This window comes from Mesorhizobium sp. CA4 (genome assembly GCF_020165075.1).
In the GTDB taxonomy this organism is placed as follows: Bacteria; Pseudomonadota; Alphaproteobacteria; order Rhizobiales; family Rhizobiaceae; genus Mesorhizobium.
In genome coordinates this window covers 68,342-86,562 of sequence record NZ_JAIUHK010000019.1, presented here as the reverse complement: position 1 = coordinate 86,562, position 18,221 = coordinate 68,342, and the positions used below count along the sequence as shown (strand labels likewise).

Sequence of the window (18,221 nt, the reverse complement as noted above, 5' to 3'; positions counted from 1 at the left end):
GGCTTCTCCTCTTTCGGAAAGACACATGCTCGAAGTCCAAGGCGTCTCCAAACGCTATGGCGAAACCGTCGCGCTGGCCGAGGCGTCAATCGCCTTCCGTGCCGGCACGATCCATACGATCCTGGGCGAGAACGGCTCGGGCAAGAGCACGCTGGTGAAGCTTTTGTCCGGCATCGTCCAGCCGGACGGCGGCGCGATCCTGCTCGACGGCAAGGCGTTTTCCGGCACGCAGCCCGCCGCCTTCCAGGCCGCCGGCTTCGCCACCGTCTTCCAGGAGGTGCTGGTTGCGCCCGATCGCTCGGTGACCGACAACATCCTGCTTGGCCTGGACGGCCTGTGGCGACGAGGCGTGCCGCGGGGCGAGCGGCGCGCGAGGGCACATGCCGCGCTCGGCCGCTTCGCGGTGACGCCGATCGATCTCGACCGGCCATGCGGCGAGCTGCCGCTTGCCGCAAGACAGCTGGTCGTGCTCGCCCGCGCCGTCATCCGCAACCCGCGTGTCTTGATCCTCGACGAGGTGACCGCGGCGCTCGACTTCGCGGATCGCGAGTCGGTCTTCGCGCTGATGCGCGCTATGGCCGGGGCAGGCACGCTGATCCTGTTCATCACACACCGCATGGATGAGGTGATGGCTTTGTCCGACCGCATATCCATCCTGCGCGCCGGCCGCGTGGTGAAGACCGAGGAGCGCGGCGTATCGACCCCCGCCGAGCTCCTCGCGGCGATGGCGCCGCAGACGGCGGCGGAGCTGGCGCATGGCTGAGGCAAAGGCTCTTCGTGTACGCGACCTCGTCATCGCTCCCGGCGTCGATCCGATCAGCCAGACGATCGCGCCGGGCGAGATCGTCGGTCTTGCCGGGCTCGACGGCCATGGCCAGGAACGTTTCCTGCGCGCGCTGGCCGGGCTCGAACGGCCGGTCGCGGGCGAGATCGCCGTCGACGGCAAGGCAGGATCGATCACCAGCTTCCGCAAGGCCGTCGCCAGCGGTATCGCCTATTTGCCGCGCGACCGCCGTTCGACCGGCATTTTCCCGACCCAGTCGGTGCTCGACAACTTCGCCATCTCCACCGTGTCGAAAGACCGACGCTTCGGCCTTCTCTCCTTCGCGGCACGGCGCAGGCGGTACGAGGCTTATAGGCAGAAACTCAGCATTGTCGCGCCGCGTCCCGACGCGGCCATAACCACGCTGTCCGGCGGCAATCAGCAGAAGGTGCTGCTCGCGCGGGCCCTTGCGCTGGAGCCGAACTTCCTTCTGCTCAACGATCCGACGCGCGGCGTCGACGTGGCGACCCGGCATGTGCTCTACGACGTTTTCCGCGGCCTTGCCGCCGAGGGCATGGCCCTGGTGATCCTGTCCAGCGAGATCGAGGAGATACTGCTTCTCTGCCACCGTGTGCTGGTGTTCCGCGAGCAGCGCGTGTCGGCCGAATTCTCAGGCGCGGAGATGACCACCGACAGGGTGATCGCCGCCATGTTCGGACGCGCCGCATGAGCCCGGTCCTTCGCAAGCTACGCGGCGTTGGCTTTGCCGTGGTGATGCTCGTCGTCCTGCTCGTGCTCAACGTCGCGCTCAATCCGGCACGCTTTCAGCCTTCGTCCTGGGGCGCGCTGTTGGGGCTGGCCGCACCGCTGATCGGCGCGGCCGTCGCCTCGGCGCCGGTCATCCTAGCGGGGCGCGGCGGCATCGACATCTCGGTCGGTCCGCTGATGGGCTTCGTCAACGCCCTGGTCATCCAGCTTCTGTTCCTCAACCTCGGCATTTCGTCGCCGTGGATCATCGTTCCGGCCGCGCTGCTGGTTGGGGCGTTGGTCGGCGCCGCGAACGGCACGCTTGCCACAATCGTCCGCATTCAGCCGATCGTGGCGACGCTCGGCACCTATCTGTTCCTCACCGGCGTCACGCTTACCATCCTGCCGGCACCGATCGGTCCGGCGCCGGACTGGCTGAAGGCCATGGCAGGGCCGCTCTCGATTGTGCCGCTGGCGCTGATCGGCCTGAGCTGGCTCTTCATCCACCGCACGCCCTATCATGACCTGCTGATGGCTGTCGGCAGCGACGACCGCGCCGCCTACACGGCTGGCGTGCCGGTGACCAGGGTGCGGCTCATCGCCTATGTCCTGACCGGGATCTTCGCCGCCGCCGCCGGGCTGATGCTCACCTCGCTGATCGGCTCTGCAGACCCCAATATCGGCCCGACCTATACGCTGATTGCGATTGCCGCCGTGGCGCTCGGCGGTGTCAGCCTCGCCGGCGGCCGCGGCGGGCTAGGTGGTGCCGCGATCGGCGCTATCGACATCTTCCTGCTCCAGAGCCTGCTCACCACCTTCAACGTTTCAACCTATGTGCTGCAGATCGCCTATGGCCTGATCCTCGTTATCGCCGTGGTGCTGACGGCGGTGCAGGAACGGCTGTCGAGGCGGAAAGGGTGACCGGATGACAGGCAACTGGTTCCAGTCCACCAACGCCCGCATCGCCGGCGCCTTCATGATGGCGCTGCTGCTGCAGATCGTCGGCACGCTGCTCATTCCCGGCTACTCGGCGCCCTTCGCCATCCGCGCGCTGCTGGTCATCGCCTCGCTGCTGGCGGTGGCTTCGATCGGCCAGACGCTGGTCGTCATCCTCGGCGGCATCGATCTTTCCATCCCCTTCGTCATTGGCTTCGCCAATGTCGTGGCGGCGCAGCTTTACGGCCAAGGCTGGAACTTCGCGCTGGTCTGCGTTCTCGTCGGAATACTTGCCATCGCGATCGGCGCACTGAACGGGCTGATCTCGCGCGGGCTCAACATCCATCCGCTGATCGTCACGCTCGGCATCGGCATGATCGTCCAGGGCGCCGTGCTGTTGTGGACCGGCGGTTTTCCGTCAGGGTCGGCGCCCGAAGCGGTGTCCCGCTTCGTCTCGATAGGCGGTTCGGTCGGTCCCTTGCCCGCGCCCTTGCTGGTGCCTTGCCTGGTGGTGCTGACGGTGCTGATCGTGCTGGTGCTTGCCCGCACGCCCTATGGGCGCCGGCTGTATGCAGTCGGCAGCAACCCGGAAGCAGCGCCGCTGGCGCTCATCGATCCGCTCCGCATGTGGATCATCACCTACGCGGCGAGCGCTTTCTTCGCGGCGGTTGCCGGCGTGCTGCTGCTCGGCTTCACAGGTTCGGCCTATGGCGATGTCGGCCAGCCTTATCTGTTCCAGACGATCGCCGCGGTCGTGGTCGGCGGCGCGGCATTGGTTGGCGGCCGCGGCAGCTATCTCGGCACCATCGCCGGCGTCCTGGTGCTGACCGAAATCAACACGCTGCTGATCGGCCTCGGCTTCCGGCCGTCGACGGTCCAGGCGGCGCTCGGCCTTGTCATCCTGCTCTTGGTCTCGCTCTACGGGCGCGAGCGCCACGTCCGCACGACGATCTAGCTATTTGATCCTGGTCGCCCTCGTATAATGTCGCGCTCAAGCGACCCCCAAAGACGACGCCTTGTCAGCCTACTCTCAGCTGATCGCAGCGAAGCATCGATCTGGAATTGCCAAGCCCGATGCGCTATATGACCATCTACATGGTCAGGAGCGTTGCATGAATCCGATCAATCTGGCGGATGCCAAGGCCCGCCTCAGCGAACTGGTCGATCGGGTCGAGGCGGGTGATTCGATCGATATCATCCGCCGTGGCAAACCGGTCGCGCGGCTCACTGCCGTAGCCCGGCCGCGCAAACCGATCGATGTCGCGCTGCTTCGATCGCTGACGGCAGCGATGCCGGCCCAGTCCCAGAGCGCCGCCGGCCTCGTGCGGTCGATGCGGGATGGCGATCGCTACTGATGCTTTATCTCGACACGTCGCTCGTCGTCGCGGCGCTGACCAACGAAGCGATGACGCCGCGTGTTCAGGCTTGGCTTACGGAACAGGACCCGGTGCAGCTTCTCATCAGTGACTGGACAGTCACCGAGATGTCGTCCGCCATGGCAATCAAGCTCCGCACGGGGCAAATCAGCCTGGAACAGCGCGCCGCGGTGCTTGCCATGTTCAATAGGCTGGTCGCCGAGAGTTTTACAGTCCTTGGCGTGACGGGTGGGCAGTTCCGTGCGGCAGCGAAGTTTGCCGATCGGCACGACCTTGGGCTTCGAGCAGGGGACGCGCTGCATCTCGCCATCGCATCGGAGCATGGAGCCACGGTATATACGCTTGATCAGCGGCTCGCCGACGCCGGGCCGGAACTCGGTGTGCCGGCGCAAATGCTCGCTGACAGCGATTAGTTTGCAGGCGAGTTTCTCATAGCCTATCCAAGCCGCCAGAGCCGTCGCGCATTGCCGGAGAGCAGCCGTGTCCGCTCCGAGTCGCTTGCGCCGGCAAGCAGCGCGTGCGTGGCGGCAATCCATGTCGTCAGCCCGCCGCCCAGCGTGCAGACCGGCCAGTCGCTGCCCCAGATCACCCGGTCCCAGCCGAAGCTGCTGATCGTGTGCTCGACATAGGGTTTGAGCGTCTCGACCGTCCAGGTTGCCGGATCGGCATAGGCGACGACGCCGGAGATTTTGCCAACCACATTCGGACGCTTGGCGATGGCTTCCATATGCTCGCGCCACGGATGCTCGGCATTGCCCTTGATTTCGGGCACGCCGCAATGATCGAGGATGAAATGCACGTCGGGCGCGAGGTCGGCGAGCGCCATCGCCTTCGGGATTTGATGCGGCAGCACCACCAGGTCGAAGGTCAGGCCGGTGCCGGCCAGCCGCTTGATGTTCTGGCGAAACAGCGTCCCTTCCGACAGGTCGTCGGGCACGACATGCAGCACGCGGCGGAATCCCTTGACGAACGGGTCGGCCTTGACCCTCTCCAGATAGGCCTCGAAACCGGCCTCTTCCGGCCTGCAGGCGGCGATCGCTCCGCGAAGCAGGCTCCCGGCCCGGCCGGCGACCGACTTCACATAAGCGGTCTCGGCAACGATGTCGGCCGGATCGACATCGACCTCCATATGCAGGACGCCCTCGATGCCTGAGCGTCGCGCATCGGCGGCGTATTCCTCATAGGAGAAGTCGCGGTTCAGCGCCGGCACGCCGGCCAGCCACGGATAGCGAAGCGCGCTCTGGTCGATCAGATGCAGATGTGTGTCGATGATCATGGCCTATCCTCCCTGGCCTGGAGAATGATCCCGAAAAGTTGCAGACTTTTCGAATAAGATCATCCTCCAAAAACAAAGCATTAGAGCGGGATGACCGGCTGCCTTTGAGTTCATCCCGCTCTAAGACACTATCCCGCCGAAAAATCCATTATTCAAATAAGAAATTACGACGATTGCGGCACATCGGACCCGGCAAGCTGCGAGAGCCTGGCGGCAGCACCCTGCAGATGCCGAATCGTCAGCGTGATGTCCGGCGCCGTGGGGGCGTTGACGAGGGTGATATAGGGGATGGTCAGCGCCGCGATGGCCCTGCCGTCCGGGCCCAACACCGGCGTCGACAAGTTATAAACCCCGGCGGTCTGCAGCGAGGCCATCATCTCGTAGCCGCGGTCGCGCACCTGGTCGAGGCGGGCGAAGAACTCCGGCCTCAGGTTGAACTGTTCGGTGCTCTGCAGATGCTCGGCGATCATCATTTTGCGCTCTTCGGGCGAGCGGAAGGCAAGCAGCACATGGCCGGAGCCGGTGTCGAACAGGCTGATATGCGAGCCGACGCGGATCGAGATGCCCCAGTAGCGCGGCGCTTCCTGCTGGGCAATGACCACCGCGGCGCCGCGGTCGAATACCACCAGCTGGTTGGCCTGCCATGACGTCTCTGCCAGTTCCCGCATGATCGGTGTCGCATAGGACACCAGCCGCCGCACCGGCGCGTGCAATTGCGCGAGGCCGAAAAGCTTGAGCGTTAGCGAATAGCGGTCGCCGTCGATCTTGGTGACATAGCCGCGCCGTACCAGGCGGTCGAGCATGCGGTAGAACTCGTTTGGGCTGCGATCAAGCCGCTTGGCGATCTCCGCCTGCGTCAGTCCGCCGTCCACGCTCGACAGCAGCTCGAGGATGTCCAACCCCTTGTCCAGCGCCGGCGCGCGGTAGCGGTCCCCGTCTTCTTCCTCTGCCACCTGCCCCTCCAGTGAATTTCGATCTGCATATATGCATGAACTTCACTCGGCGGAAAGCACAATCGCCTTGACCCCGGGAATGAAAATGCTATTTGCATATGAATGAAGCACTCGGCGGGCTGTCGCTGCAAGCCCATGGGAGGAGAACATGACGAGACTGGTTCTAGGCATTTCCGCCGGCCTGGCTGGCCTGCTGCTGAGCGGCACAGCGTTTTCGGCCGATCTGCCCGGCAAATTTCCCGGCGTGACGATCGACGTGAAGCTGATCGGCGGCCAGCAATATGAAAAGCTCTACGAGCGCATCCCCGAATGGGAGAAGGCGACTGGCGCCAAGGTCAACATCCTGACCAAGAAGAACGGCTTCGACATCGACAAGGAACTGAAGTCCGACATCGCCTCGGGCAGCACCAACTGGTGCGTCGGCTGGAACCATTCGTCCTTCGCGCCGCAATATACAGGCCTTTACACCGACCTTAGCAAGCTCTTGCCGAAGGAAGAGATCGACGCTTTCGTGCCGTCGACGATCAAGGCCGCGACCATCGACGGCAAGCTGGAGATGCTGCCGCGCGCGCAGTTCGACGTCTCGGCGCTCTACTACCAGAAGAGCCTCTACGAGAACGCCGACAACAAGGCCAAGTTCAAGGCCAAATACGGCTACGATCTTGCGCCGCCCGACACCTGGAAGGAAGTCACCGACCAGGCCGAATTCTTCGCCAACCCGCCCAATTTCTACGGCACGCAGTTCGCCGGCAAGGAAGAGGCGATCAACGGCCGCTTCTACGAGATGGTGGTCGCCGAGGGCGGCGAGTATCTCGACAAGGACGGCAAGCCCGTCTTCAACTCCGAGGCCGGTATCCGCGCGCTCGACTGGTTCGTTAACCTCTACAAGGCCAAGGCTGTGCCGGCCGGCACCACCAACTATCTGTGGGACGATCTCGGCCAGGGCTTCGCCTCGGGCACCGTGGCGATCAACCTCGACTGGCCGGGCTGGGCCGGGTTCTTCAACGATCCGAAGTCCTCGAAGGTCGCGGGCAATGTCGGCGTGAAGGTGGCGCCCAAGGGCTCTTCCGGCAAGCGCACCGGCTGGTCGGGTTTCCACGGGTTCTCGGTGACCGAGAACTGCGCCAACAAGGAAGCCGCCGCTTCGCTCGTATGGTGGCTGACCAATGAGGACAGCCAGAAGCTGGAAGCCGCCGCCGGCCCGCTGCCGACCCGCACCGCGGTTTGGGACTGGGACCTGAAGCAGGCTGAGAACGATCCGTACAAGAAGGAGGTTCTGGCCGCCTTCCAGGAGGAAGCCAAGCACGCCTTCGCCGTGCCGCAGACGCCTGAGTGGATCGAGATCTCCAACGCCGTCTACCCCGAACTGCAGGCGGCGATCCTTGGCGACAAGACGTCCAAGCAGGCCCTGGACGAGGCGGCCGCCAAGGCGACGCAAATCCTTCAGGACGCAGGCAAGCTCTAGGCATCGCGCTCGCAAATGGCCTCCCCGGCAACCCGGGGAGGCCGCAGCCTTTGCGGCTGCTCAAATCTCACCCAGGCTTCGGCCGGGGCTGGCTCAGTCGTTTCTTTCACAGGGTCCCGATGAAGGGCTTCAAGCCATCCGCGCCGTTTCTGCTGCTGCTCCCGGCCATCGTCGTGCTGGCGGCGGTGGTGGTGGTGGCTTTGATCCTGTCGCTCTATTCCAGCTTCACCCCGTTCCGGCTGACGCGTCCCGAAACCTTCTTCGTCTTCGTCGGCTTCAGGAACTATCTGTCGATCCTGTCCAATGCGGATTTCTGGTGGGCCTTCGGCCGCACCGTTCTGTTGCTCACCATCGCGCTCAACCTCGAAATGCTGCTCGGCCTCGGCCTGGCGATGCTGGTCGAGAAGGCGACGCGCGGCCAGCGTGTCCTGCGCACGCTGATGATGTTCCCGATGATGTTCTCGCCGATCCTGGTCGGCTTTCAGTTCAAATTCATGTTCAACGACAATATCGGCCTGGTGAACAACGCGCTGCAGTCGTTGGGCATCACACAGGATGCGATCCCGTGGCTGATTGAAGGCCATCTCGCCTTCATCGCCATCGCGATCGCCGAGATCTGGTCGTCGACCTCGATCTTCGCCATCCTGATCCTGGCCGGACTGCTCGCCATGCCCAAGGAGCCGATCGAGGCGGCGCGCGTCGACGGCTGCACGCCCTGGCAGACCTTCCGCTATGTCATCTGGCCCTTCGTGATGCCCTTCGCCTATATCGCCATGACGATCCGCTCGCTCGACGTCGCGCGCGCCTATGACATCGTCAAGATCATGACCGACGGCGGCCCGGCCGGCCGCACCGAGCTTTTGTGGACGCTGGTCGGGCGCACCGCCTATAGCGACGCGCGCATGGGCCTCGCCAACGCCATGGCCTATTTCTCGATCCTGCTGTCCATCGCCTTCACCGTCTATTTCTACAACAAGCTCGCCGCGGCGCGCGCGCAGATCGGCGCGGAGTGGTGAGGATGGACGAGAACGCCTCCGCCCGCCTCACGCGCCGCGCGCTCACCGTCGCGCATCGTGTCGGCCTGTTCCTCGCCATGCTGGTCATCTGCCTCCCGGGCATCTGGATCGTGCTGTCGTCGCTCAGGCCCACGGTCGAGATCATGGCCAAGCCGCCGGTCTGGATCCCGCAGCAGCTCTCCTTCGATGCCTATATCGCCATGTTCAGCGGCATCGGCAAAGGCGGCATCCCGGTGCTCGACTATTTCCGCAACTCGCTGATCATCTCCGTCACCTCGACGGTGATCGCTGTGGCCATCGGCATGGCCGGCGGCTACGCCTTCGCGCGCTACCGCTTCCGCGGCAAGTCGGGCATGTTCCTCGGCCTGATGCTGACGCGCACCGTGCCCGGCATCGCGCTCTCGCTGCCCTTGTTTTTCCTCTATGTGCGGCTGGGCATCATCGACACCCATATCGGCATGATCCTCGCTTATGTCGCGCTCAACGTGCCGTTCACGATCTGGCTGATCGACGGCTTCTTCCGCCAGGTGCCGAAGGACCTTGCCGAAGCAGCCCAGATCGACGGCTGCACGCGTTGGCAAGCCTTCTGGCAGGTCGAATTCCCGCTGGCGCGCCCGGGTATCGCCTCGGCCGCGATCTTCGCCTTCCTCACCTGCTGGAACGAGTTCGCTTTGGCCTCGCAGCTTACACGTTCCGTTAATTCCAAGACGCTGCCGGTCGGGCTGCTCGATTATACGGCCGAGTTCACCATCGACTGGCGCGGCATGTGCGCGCTGGCCGTGGTGATGATCATTCCGGCGTTGACCCTCACCTATATCGTCCAGAAGCATCTCGTCGGCGGCCTGACCTCCGGCGCGGTGAAAGGTTGAATGCCATGGCAACGGTTTCGCTGAAACAGCTCACCAAGCGCTACGGCAACATGGAGATCGTGCACGGCATCGATCTCGAGATCGCCGACCGCGAATTTATCGCGCTGGTCGGCCCGTCTGGCTGTGGCAAATCGACGACGTTGCGCATGATCGCAGGCCTCGAGGACATCAGCGGCGGCATGATCGACATCGGCGGGCGCATGGTCAACGACCTGCCGCCGCGCTCGCGCAACATCTCGATGGTGTTCCAGTCCTACGCGCTCTACCCGCATATGACGGTGCGCGAGAATCTCAGCTTCTCCTTGAAGATCGCGGGCGCTGCCAAGGACGACATGGAGCGGCGCGTCGCCGAGGCTTCCGCCATCCTCGGCCTCGACGAACTGCTTGAGCGCCGTCCCTCGCAGCTTTCCGGCGGCCAGCGCCAGCGCGTCGCCATGGGCCGCGCCATCGTGCGCGACCCGGATGTCTTCCTCTTCGACGAGCCGCTCTCCAACCTCGACGCCAAGCTGCGCACGCAGATGCGCACCGAGATCAAGAAACTGCACGCCAAGGTGAAGTCGACGGTCATCTACGTCACCCACGACCAGGTCGAGGCGATGACGCTTGCGGATCGCATCGTCATCATGCGCTCAGGCCATATCGAGCAGGTCGGCACGCCGGACGAGGTGTTCAGCCGGCCCGCCACCCGCTTCGTCGCCGGCTTCATCGGCTCGCCGCCGATGAACCTGCACGAAGCGACGGTGAGCGACGGGCGACTGATGTTCAGCGGCGGCGACAGCTTGCCTTTGCCTGGCCAGTTCAAGTCGAAGGCGGCTGCCGGCGACAGGGTCGTGTTCGGCATCCGCCCGGATGATTTCTATCCGACCGGCCACGGCCTGAGCTCCGGCGGCGAAACCGAAGTCCACCGCGTCGAGCTGCCGGTCAGCATCACCGAGCCGCTCGGCAATGAAACGCTGGTCTTCGCCGAGTTCAACGGCACCGATTGGGTCTCGCGCATGCTCAATCCGAAGCCGCTGAAAGCCGGCGACAGGATCGGCATGAGCTTCGACCTGAGCCGCGCACATCTGTTCTCCGCCGAAACCGGCAAATCGCTGAGGAGCTGACATGGCGAAAATCGAGAAAATCGAGCTGCGCATGGTCGACCTCGTGCCGAAGGTGAAGCGCACCGACGCCATCCAAAGCTTCGTCAGCCAGGAGACGCCGATCGTCACCATCACCGATTCCGAAGGCGCAACCGGCACCGGCTACAGCTATACGATCGGCACCGGCGGCTCATCGGTGATGCGGCTTCTGACCGACCATCTCGCGCCGCGCCTGATCGGCCGCGACGCCGACCAGATCGAGGCGATCTGGCACGAGCTCGAATTCGCCACCCACGCCACCACCATCGGCGCCATCACCGCGATCGCGCTCGCCGCCATCGATACCGCCCTTTGGGACCTGCGCGCCAGGAAGCAGAACCTGCCGCTCTGGAAGCTTGCCGGCGGCGCCAAGGACCGCTGCCCGCTCTATACGACAGAGGGCGGCTGGCTGCATATCGAAACGCAGGCACTGGTCGACGATGCACTGGAAGCGAAGGCCAAGGGCTTCACCGGCTCCAAGGTGAAGATAGGCAAGCCGCACGGTTCGGAGGACGTCGCGCGGCTGTCGGCGGTGCGCAAGGCGGTCGGCGACGGCTACGAGATCATGACCGACTGCAATCAGGGCTTTTCCGTCGACGAGGCGATCCGCCGCGCCGAGCGGTTGCGCGATCTCGACCTCGCCTGGATCGAGGAGCCGCTGCCGGCCGACGACATCGACGGCCATGTGCGGCTGTCGAACTCGACCACCACGCCGATCGCGGTCGGCGAGTCGCTCTATTCGATCAGACACTTTCGCGAATACATGCAGAAGGGCGCCTGCAACATCGTCCAGGTCGATGTCGGCCGCATCGGCGGCATCACCCCCTGGCTGAAAGTCGCCCACGCCGCGGAAGCTTTCGACATGCCGGTCTGCCCGCATTTCCTGATGGAGTTGCATGTCAGCCTGGTCTGCGCCGTCCAGAACGGCAAATATGTCGAATATATTCCGCAGCTCGACGAGTTGACGGGCGCCAAGATGCGCATCGAGAATGGCCATGCGCTGGCGCCCAGCGAGCCCGGCATCGGCATCGACTGGGACTGGGATGCCGTGAAGGCAAAGAGCATCGCCGAGTTCACCAGGGCGATCGCGAAATAGGGAGACGGATGATGCAGCGTATGGGAATGGTGCTGGGCCTGAAGCCCGAAAAGGTCGAGGAATATGTCCGCCTCCATGCCGATGTATGGCCGGACGTGCTGACCATGATCTCGGCCTGCAACATCAAGAACTATTCGATCTATCTGAAGCGGCCGGAGAACCTGCTTTTCTCCTATTTCGAATATCACGGCACCGACTATGCCGCCGACATGGCCAAGATGGCCGCCGACCCGAAGACGCAGGAATGGTGGGCCGTGTGCATGCCTTGCCAGGAGCCGCTGGAGACGCGAAAGGAAGGCGAGTGGTGGGCCTCGATGGACGAGGTCTTCCATTATGACTGATTCCTTTGATCCGGCATCGCTGGCGCAGTCCTGGCCGAAGCCTTTAGAACCGCGCCCGATTGTGACGTTCGGCGCCGGCTCGATCGTCGGCGATGCGCATTTCCCCGCCTATCGTAAGGCCGGCTTCCCGATTTCCGGCCTCTACGATCCGGACCAGGCCAAGGCGCAAAAACTCGCCGAGGCATGGGGCGTGACGGCGTTCCGTTCGGTCGAGGAAGCGGCTGCGGTAAAGGACGTGATCTTCGATCTCGCCACCCCGCCGGGCCGGCATGCCGAGGTGCTGAAGGCTTTGCCGGATGGCGCGGTGGCGCTGATCCAGAAGCCGATGGGCAATTATCTCGGCGAAGCGACGGAAATCCTCGAAATCTGCCGCGCCAAGCAGCTCAAAGCGGCGGTCAATTTCCAACTCCGTTTCGCGCCGATGATGCTGGCGCTGAAGGACGCGATCGCCAAGGGCTGGCTGGGCGAGGTGGTGGATTTCGACGCGCTTCTGGCGCTAGACACGCCCTGGCAGCTCTGGGAATTCCTGCTCAAGGCGCCGCGCGTCGAGATCGCCATGCATTCGATCCATTATCTCGACCTGATCCGCCAGCTTCTCGGCAATCCGCTGGGCGTGCACGCCAAGACGCTCGGCCACCCCAACCACAAGGTGGCGCAGACGCGCACCAGCGCCATACTGGACTATGGCGACACGGTGCGCTGCGCGCTCTCGATCAACCACGACCACAAATTCGGGCGCCGCTACCAGGCCTGCGAGTTCCGCATCTGCGGCACCGAGGGCGCGGCCTATGTCAAGCTCGGCCTCAACCTCGATTATCCGCGCGGCGAGCCTGATATTCTGGAAATCTATCCGAAAGGCGGGTCAGATTGGGTCGCCGTGCCGCTCGCCGGCGAATGGTTCCCTGATGCCTTTGTCGGCCGAATGGCCAACGTCCAGCGCTTCGCATCCGGCGAAGACGCCGAACTGGTCAGCTCCGTCGAGGATGCCTGGCACACCATGGCGCTGGTCGAGGCCGCCTACAAATCGAGTGCCGCGCCGGCGACGCCGCTGGCCGCAAAGCCGTAAGGCCGGACATGGAACAGACCACCTATTTCGAGGAGTACGAGATCGGCTCGTCGCGCCTCACCAGCGGCCGCACCATTACGGAGACGGACTTCGTCGTCCATGCGGGCCACACCGGCGATTTCTTCCCGCATCACATGGATGCCGAGTTCATGAAGACGACGCCCTTCAGCCAGCGCATCGCGCATGGCACGCTGGTCTTCTCGGTCGGCGTCGGGCTGACGGCGAGCATCGTCAATCCCGTCGCCTTCTCCTACGGCTACGACCGGCTGCGCTTCATCAAGCCGGTCTTCATCGGCGACACGATCCGCACGCGCACCACCATCGCCGCCAAGGAAGACGACCCGAAACGGCCAAACGCGGGACGCGTCATCGAACGCGTCGAGGTTTTGAACCAGCGCGACGAGGTCGTGCTGGCGGCGGATCACATCTATATCGTCGAGCGACGGCCCGGCTGAAAGACGGAGACAGGAACATGGCGGATATCACTGGCAAGGTCGTGGTCGTCACGGCGGCCGCACAGGGCATCGGACGGGCAAGCGCGCTGGCTTTCGCCAAGGCGGGCGCCATTGTCCATGCCACAGACATCAACGAAGCGGCCCTGGCCGAACTTAGCAAGACGCCCGGTATTACGACGCGAAAACTCGATGTGCTGAACGACGACGCGGTGAAAGCCGCCTTCGCCGAAATCGGCCAAGTCGACGTGCTGTTCAACTGCGCCGGCTTCGTCCATGCCGGCTCGATCCTGGAGATGAAGGACGAGGATCTCGACTTCGCCTTCAATCTCAATGTGCGCGCCATGATCCGCACCATCCGCGCCGTGCTGCCCGGCATGCTGGAGCGCGGCGATGGTTCGATCATCAACATGGCCTCCGTCGCCGGCGCGCCGAAGGGCGTGCCGAACCGCTTTGCCTATGGCGTGACCAAGGCGGCCGTGATCGGGATGACAAAATCGATTGCCGCCGACTACGTCGCCAAGGGCATACGTTGCAACGCCATCTGCCCGGGCACCGTCGAGAGCCCCTCGCTTCAGGGCCGCATGCAGGCGCAGGGCGACTATGAGGCGGCGCGCGCGGCCTTCATCTCCCGCCAGCCGATGGGCAGGATCGGCACGCCGGAAGAGATCGCCGATCTTGCAGTCTATCTGGCCGGCGCCACCTATACGACGGGGCAGGCCTATAACATCGACGGCGGCTGGTCGATCTGAGGCCGTTCGGCCGCCAGTTGAGTTACGAGACAGGCCAGTTAAGAGGCAGCAATGACAAAAATCACAGACCTCAGAACCCTCGACCTGCGCTTCCCGACATCGCAAAGCCTCGACGGCTCGGACGCGATGAATCCGGACCCGGACTATTCGGCCGCCTATGTCATTCTCGACACCGATGTTCCGTCGCTGAAAGGCCATGGCCTCACCTTCACCATCGGCCGTGGCAACGAGATATGCTGCGCGGCGATCGAAGCGCTGCGCCATCTCGTCGTCGGGCTTGATCTCGACTGGGTGAAAGAGGACCCCGGCCGCTTTTGGCATCACGTCACCGGCGACAGCCAATTGCGCTGGATCGGGCCGGACAAGGGCGCCATGCATCTTGCCGTTGGCGCGGTGGTCAACGCGGTCTGGGATCTCTGGGCCAAGGAAGCCGGCAAGCCGGTCTGGCGCCTGGTCGCCGAGATGAGCCCGGAAGAGATCGTGCGCATCGTCGACTTTCGCTATCTCACCGACGCCATCATGCCGGCCGAGGCGCTGGAGATTTTGAAGAAGGCCGAGGCCGGCAAGGCCGAGCGCATCGCCACGCTCGAGCGCGAAGGCTATGCCTGCTACACCACCTCGGCCGGCTGGCTCGGTTATCCGGACGACAAGCTCAGGCGCCTCTGCCAGGAAGCGGTCGACGACGGGTTCAACCACATCAAGCTGAAGGTCGGCCGCGACCGCGCCGACGATATCCGCCGTCTCAGGATCGCTCGCGAGGTAATCGGTCAGGACCGTCACCTGATGATCGACGCCAACCAGGTCTGGGAGGTCGACCAGGCGATCGACTGGCTCAAGGACCTCGCCTTCGCCAAGCCCTTCTTCATCGAGGAGCCGACCAGTCCCGACGACGTCGCCGGCCACGCCAAGATCCGCAAGGCTGTGGCGCCGATCAAGGTCGCGACCGGCGAGATGTGCCAGAACCGCATCATGTTCAAGCAGTTCATCGCAGGCGGCGCGATCGACGTCGTGCAGATCGATTCCTGCCGCATGGGCGGGCTGAACGAGGTTCTGGCGGTGCTGCTGATCGCCGCCAAATTCGGCCTGCCGGTATGGCCGCATGCCGGCGGCGTGGGGTTATGCGAATATGTCCAGCATCTGTCGATGATCGACTATGTCGCGGTATCAGGCAGCAAGGACGGGCGGGTCATCGAATATGTCGACCACCTGCACGAGCATTTCCTGGAACCCTGCGTGATCCGCAACGCCGCCTATATGCCCCCAGGTGCCCCCGGCTTCTCGATCGAGATGAAACCCCAGTCGATCGAGGATTACCTGCATCGCCCCTGAAGGCTGGCGCTGCAAACTGTGCTACGCCCGCGCGACCGGACCGCTGCGAATCGGCTATGGCATATCGCATGCAGGAGACTTCCCTCTACGAGCCGGTGAAGCGGTTCCTCGAGAGCATGGATTTCGCCGTCAAGGGCGAGATCGGCGGCTGCGACGTGGTCGGCGTGCGCGCGGGCGAGCCGGATGTCGTCGTCATCTGTGAGCTCAAGCTGCAGTTCAACCTCGAGCTCGTCCTGCAAGCCGTCGACCGCGCGGCGGCCTGCGACGAGGTCTGGCTGGCTGCTTTGATGTCGGCGCGCGGCAAGGGCCGCGAGCACGACCGCCGCTTCCGCGCGCTCTGCCGCCGTCTCGGCTTCGGCCTGTTGGGCGTCGGCAAGAAGGGCGAGGTGGAGTTGCTGCTCAGTCCCGCCGCCTTGCCGCCGCGCCGCGACCCGCGCCGACGCTCGCGGTTGGTCGAGGAGCACCATCGCCGCAAGGGCGATCCATCCATCGGCGGCAGCACGCGCAAGAAGCCGATCATGACCGCTTATCGCCAGGAGGCGCTGGCCTGCGCCGCCGCTATGGCCGACGGTCCGAAACGGCCGCGCGATCTCAAAACCCTTTCGCCGCGCGCTGCCAGCATCCTGCAGCATAATTACTATGGCTGGTTCGCCCGCGCCGAGCGCGGCATCTACGCGCTGACAGAAGCCGGCCTTGCCGCGATTGGGCCGGCGGCGCTATAGGCCCTCGCGCCGGCGAATCTTCGCCGGCTTGCCACTTGGCCCGGCTTACCACTCGCCGAAGGAACCGTCCTTGTGCGCCAGACCGGGTTGCGCCAGCGGTGTCCTTCCCTGGCGCGCTCCGAAAGATCCGCCGTGACGGAGATCGCGAAACTATTCCACTCGCGCGGCTATCGCGATCAGAAACGCTCGCGGTAGTCGCGCGGGTTGGTGCCGAGGACGCGTAGAAAGCCGCGCCGCATCGTTTCCTCGGAGCCGAAGCCGCAGCGCCGGGCCGTCTGGCTGACCGTCTGCCCCCGCTCCAGCATCCGCCGCGCCGCTTCAATGCGGATCTCCTCGACGGCACGGGCGGGTGTCCGCCCGGTTGCCTCTTGATAGCGGCGCGAGAAACTGCGCCGGCTCATGGCGGCGCGCTCGGCCAACTGCTCCAGGGAAAGGTCGGCGCTCAGATTGTCCAGGATCCAGCCATGCAGCCGGTCGAAGCGCCCGTCGCCTTCCTGCAGCTTGAGGGTCTGGCTGAACTGCGCCTGGCCGCCGGGACGTTTCAGGAAGACGACCAGCTCGCGCGCCACGGCCAATGCCAAGCGTCGGCCAAGGTCGGCCTCGACGAAGGACAGCGCAAGGTCGATGCCCGCCGTCACACCGGCCGAGGTCCAGACACTGCCGTCGCGAATGAAGATCGGGTCGGGTTCCAGCCGGACGGCCGGAAAAGCGCTTGGCGAACTCCGCGCAGCGGCCCCAGTGGGTAACCGCGCGGCGCCCGTCGAGCAGGCCGGCCTCGGCCAGCAGCATGGCGCCGCTGCAGACGGAGGCTGTCCGCGTCGCGTCGCGCGAGCGGCCGATGATCCATTGGACCAGCTCGGCATCCTCGCAGGCAGCGTTGACGCCCCAGCCGCCGGGCACGATCACCGTGTCGATCTCGCTCCCGTGCGCCGGCAGTGCCGCTGCCTCCAGCACCAGACCGGACGATGTCCTGATCCGCAGCGAAGCGGCGACGACGACGACCTCATAGGCGGGCGCGTCGCCGGCCTGTGTCCTGAAGTCGTTGGCGCTGGCGAAAACCTGGAGCGGTCCGCTGACATCGAGGAGCTGGACGTCTGGATAGGCGAGGATTTCGATGCGGTGCATGGGTTTGGCCTGAAATGAGGGGTGAATGGCGATCGTGCCAAAGCATGGTGCCTTAGATTGCCCGGAGTCAACCAGTGGAGATTCCCATGTCCCTTCGTTTCGGCATCCTCGTATTTCCCAACGTCCAGCAGCTCGACCTCACCGGGCCTTACGAGGTCATGGCAACGGTCAAGGGCGCCGAAGTGGAATTGATCTGGAAGGATCGCAATCCGGTGACATCGTCGACGCGGCTGTCCCTCATGCCGACGGCGACCTTCGACGATTGCCCGCCTCTCGACGTGCTGTGCATTCCAGGCGGTGGCGGCGTCAACGCGCTCCTGGAGGACAAGACGGTTCTCGATTTCGTCCGGAAGCGCGCGACGCAGGCGCGCTACATCACCTCGGTGTGCAGCGGCGCGCTGGTGCTCGGCGCGGCCGGGCTGCTCAAGGGCAAGCGCGCCACCACGCATTGGTATGCACATGATTTCCTTGAGGAGTTCGGCGCGATCCCTGTCGATGCGCGCATCGTCGAGGACAGCAATTTGATCACCGCCGGCGGCGTCACCTCGGGCATCGATTTCGGCCTGGCGCTGGTTGCAAGGTTGCTGGGGCAGGCCGAAGCGGAGGTCGTGCAGCTCTCGCTCGAATACGCGCCGGCGCCTCCCTTCCGCTCCGGCACACCGGCTGAGGCCTCGCCGGCCGTCCTGGCGGAGGCGAAAGCGCGGCTCTCGGGTTCGCGGCGGGTGCGTGAGGAGATGTTCGCGCGCTGGCGCGAGGAGCGCGCGGCGGCCACGCCGGCGCGCATCCACGCCTGAAACCCTAGCAATTCCGGGAGAA

The 18,221-nt window shown here is 64.6% G+C and carries 20 protein-coding genes and 1 pseudogene; 18 read left to right on the top strand and 3 right to left on the bottom strand.

Features of this window, described 5'->3' with window-relative positions:
* The first annotated feature begins 25 nt into the window (after positions 1-25).
* The 6 genes from LB528_RS17090 to LB528_RS17065 all read left to right on the top strand — a co-directional run bounded on the left by LB528_RS17090 (position 26) and on the right by LB528_RS17065 (position 4,235).
* Positions 26-763 carry an ATP-binding cassette domain-containing protein gene (locus LB528_RS17090; protein ID WP_224511672.1) on the top strand — a complete coding sequence of 246 codons (738 nt, stop codon included), beginning with the start codon at positions 26-28 and terminating at the stop codon, positions 761-763.
* Positions 756-1,493 carry an ATP-binding cassette domain-containing protein gene (locus LB528_RS17085; protein ID WP_224511670.1) on the top strand — a complete coding sequence of 246 codons (738 nt, stop codon included), beginning with the start codon at positions 756-758 and terminating at the stop codon, positions 1,491-1,493. Before LB528_RS17090 ends, LB528_RS17085 begins: the two co-directional genes overlap by 8 nt.
* A complete protein-coding gene (locus LB528_RS17080; protein WP_224511668.1) occupies positions 1,490-2,431 on the top strand; it encodes an ABC transporter permease in 942 nt (313 codons plus the stop codon). The genes LB528_RS17085 and LB528_RS17080 overlap by 4 nt, the downstream gene beginning before the upstream one ends.
* 4 nt (positions 2,432-2,435) lie before the next feature.
* Positions 2,436-3,401, top strand: a complete 966-nt coding sequence (locus tag LB528_RS17075) for an ABC transporter permease (RefSeq protein WP_224715638.1) — start codon at positions 2,436-2,438, stop codon at positions 3,399-3,401.
* 157 nt (positions 3,402-3,558) lie between these two features.
* Positions 3,559-3,801 carry a type II toxin-antitoxin system Phd/YefM family antitoxin gene (locus tag LB528_RS17070; RefSeq protein WP_224715637.1) on the top strand — a complete coding sequence of 81 codons (243 nt, stop codon included), beginning with the start codon at positions 3,559-3,561 and terminating at the stop codon, positions 3,799-3,801.
* Positions 3,801-4,235: a type II toxin-antitoxin system VapC family toxin gene (locus tag LB528_RS17065; RefSeq protein ID WP_224715636.1), complete on the top strand. Its 435-nt coding sequence runs from the start codon at positions 3,801-3,803 to the stop codon at positions 4,233-4,235. The genes LB528_RS17070 and LB528_RS17065 overlap by 1 nt, the downstream gene beginning before the upstream one ends.
* A gap of 23 nt (positions 4,236-4,258) precedes the next feature.
* Here LB528_RS17065 and LB528_RS17060 read toward each other — a convergent pair whose 3' ends face one another.
* The gene (locus LB528_RS17060) at positions 4,259-5,098 is read right to left on the bottom strand and encodes an amidohydrolase family protein (protein WP_224715635.1); all 840 of its coding nucleotides are present in this window, start codon (positions 5,096-5,098) and stop codon (positions 4,259-4,261) included.
* A gap of 164 nt (positions 5,099-5,262) precedes the next feature.
* The gene (locus LB528_RS17055) at positions 5,263-6,051 is read right to left on the bottom strand and encodes an IclR family transcriptional regulator (RefSeq protein ID WP_224715634.1); all 789 of its coding nucleotides are present in this window, start codon (positions 6,049-6,051) and stop codon (positions 5,263-5,265) included.
* Between the two features lie 148 nt (positions 6,052-6,199).
* On the opposite strand from LB528_RS17055, the gene LB528_RS17050 reads away from it, so the two are divergent.
* The 11 genes from LB528_RS17050 to LB528_RS17000 all read left to right on the top strand — a co-directional run bounded on the left by LB528_RS17050 (position 6,200) and on the right by LB528_RS17000 (position 16,280).
* Positions 6,200-7,516 (top strand): ABC transporter substrate-binding protein, encoded by a 1,317-nt coding sequence (locus tag LB528_RS17050; RefSeq protein WP_224715633.1) that lies wholly within the window; start codon positions 6,200-6,202, stop codon positions 7,514-7,516.
* A gap of 119 nt (positions 7,517-7,635) precedes the next feature.
* The gene (locus tag LB528_RS17045; protein ID WP_224715632.1) at positions 7,636-8,532 is read left to right on the top strand and encodes a carbohydrate ABC transporter permease; all 897 of its coding nucleotides are present in this window, start codon (positions 7,636-7,638) and stop codon (positions 8,530-8,532) included.
* Positions 8,533-8,534: 2 nt separating this feature from the next.
* Positions 8,535-9,401, top strand: a complete 867-nt coding sequence (locus LB528_RS17040; protein ID WP_224715631.1) for a carbohydrate ABC transporter permease — start codon at positions 8,535-8,537, stop codon at positions 9,399-9,401.
* Between the two features lie 5 nt (positions 9,402-9,406).
* Positions 9,407-10,504, top strand: a complete 1,098-nt coding sequence (locus LB528_RS17035; protein ID WP_224715630.1) for an ABC transporter ATP-binding protein — start codon at positions 9,407-9,409, stop codon at positions 10,502-10,504.
* A 1-nt stretch (position 10,505) separates the two neighbouring features.
* Positions 10,506-11,618, top strand: coding sequence for a mandelate racemase/muconate lactonizing enzyme family protein (locus LB528_RS17030; RefSeq protein WP_224715629.1), 1,113 nt, complete (start codon positions 10,506-10,508; stop codon positions 11,616-11,618).
* An 11-nt stretch (positions 11,619-11,629) separates the two neighbouring features.
* Positions 11,630-11,959 (top strand): L-rhamnose mutarotase, encoded by a 330-nt coding sequence (locus LB528_RS17025; protein WP_224715628.1) that lies wholly within the window; start codon positions 11,630-11,632, stop codon positions 11,957-11,959.
* Positions 11,952-13,025 (top strand): Gfo/Idh/MocA family protein, encoded by a 1,074-nt coding sequence (locus tag LB528_RS17020; RefSeq protein ID WP_224511643.1) that lies wholly within the window; start codon positions 11,952-11,954, stop codon positions 13,023-13,025. The genes LB528_RS17025 and LB528_RS17020 overlap by 8 nt, the downstream gene beginning before the upstream one ends.
* A gap of 8 nt (positions 13,026-13,033) precedes the next feature.
* Positions 13,034-13,480 carry a MaoC/PaaZ C-terminal domain-containing protein gene (locus LB528_RS17015; RefSeq protein ID WP_224511642.1) on the top strand — a complete coding sequence of 149 codons (447 nt, stop codon included), beginning with the start codon at positions 13,034-13,036 and terminating at the stop codon, positions 13,478-13,480.
* 17 nt (positions 13,481-13,497) lie between these two features.
* On the top strand, positions 13,498-14,229 hold the full coding sequence (locus LB528_RS17010) for an SDR family oxidoreductase (protein WP_224715627.1): 732 nt from the start codon (positions 13,498-13,500) through the stop codon (positions 14,227-14,229).
* A 51-nt stretch (positions 14,230-14,280) separates the two neighbouring features.
* A complete protein-coding gene (locus LB528_RS17005; RefSeq protein WP_224715626.1) occupies positions 14,281-15,558 on the top strand; it encodes an L-fuconate dehydratase in 1,278 nt (425 codons plus the stop codon).
* Between the two features lie 68 nt (positions 15,559-15,626).
* Positions 15,627-16,280 carry a DUF2161 domain-containing phosphodiesterase gene (locus LB528_RS17000; RefSeq protein WP_224715625.1) on the top strand — a complete coding sequence of 218 codons (654 nt, stop codon included), beginning with the start codon at positions 15,627-15,629 and terminating at the stop codon, positions 16,278-16,280.
* 176 nt (positions 16,281-16,456) lie between these two features.
* Here LB528_RS17000 and LB528_RS16995 read toward each other — a convergent pair.
* A pseudogene (locus LB528_RS16995) lies at positions 16,457-17,405 on the bottom strand (GlxA family transcriptional regulator).
* 86 nt (positions 17,406-17,491) lie between these two features.
* Here LB528_RS16995 and LB528_RS16990 point away from each other — a divergent pair.
* Complete coding sequence (locus tag LB528_RS16990) at positions 17,492-18,199, top strand: DJ-1/PfpI family protein (protein ID WP_224715624.1); 708 nt, start codon at positions 17,492-17,494, stop codon at positions 18,197-18,199.
* The last annotated feature ends 22 nt before the right edge of the window (positions 18,200-18,221 follow it).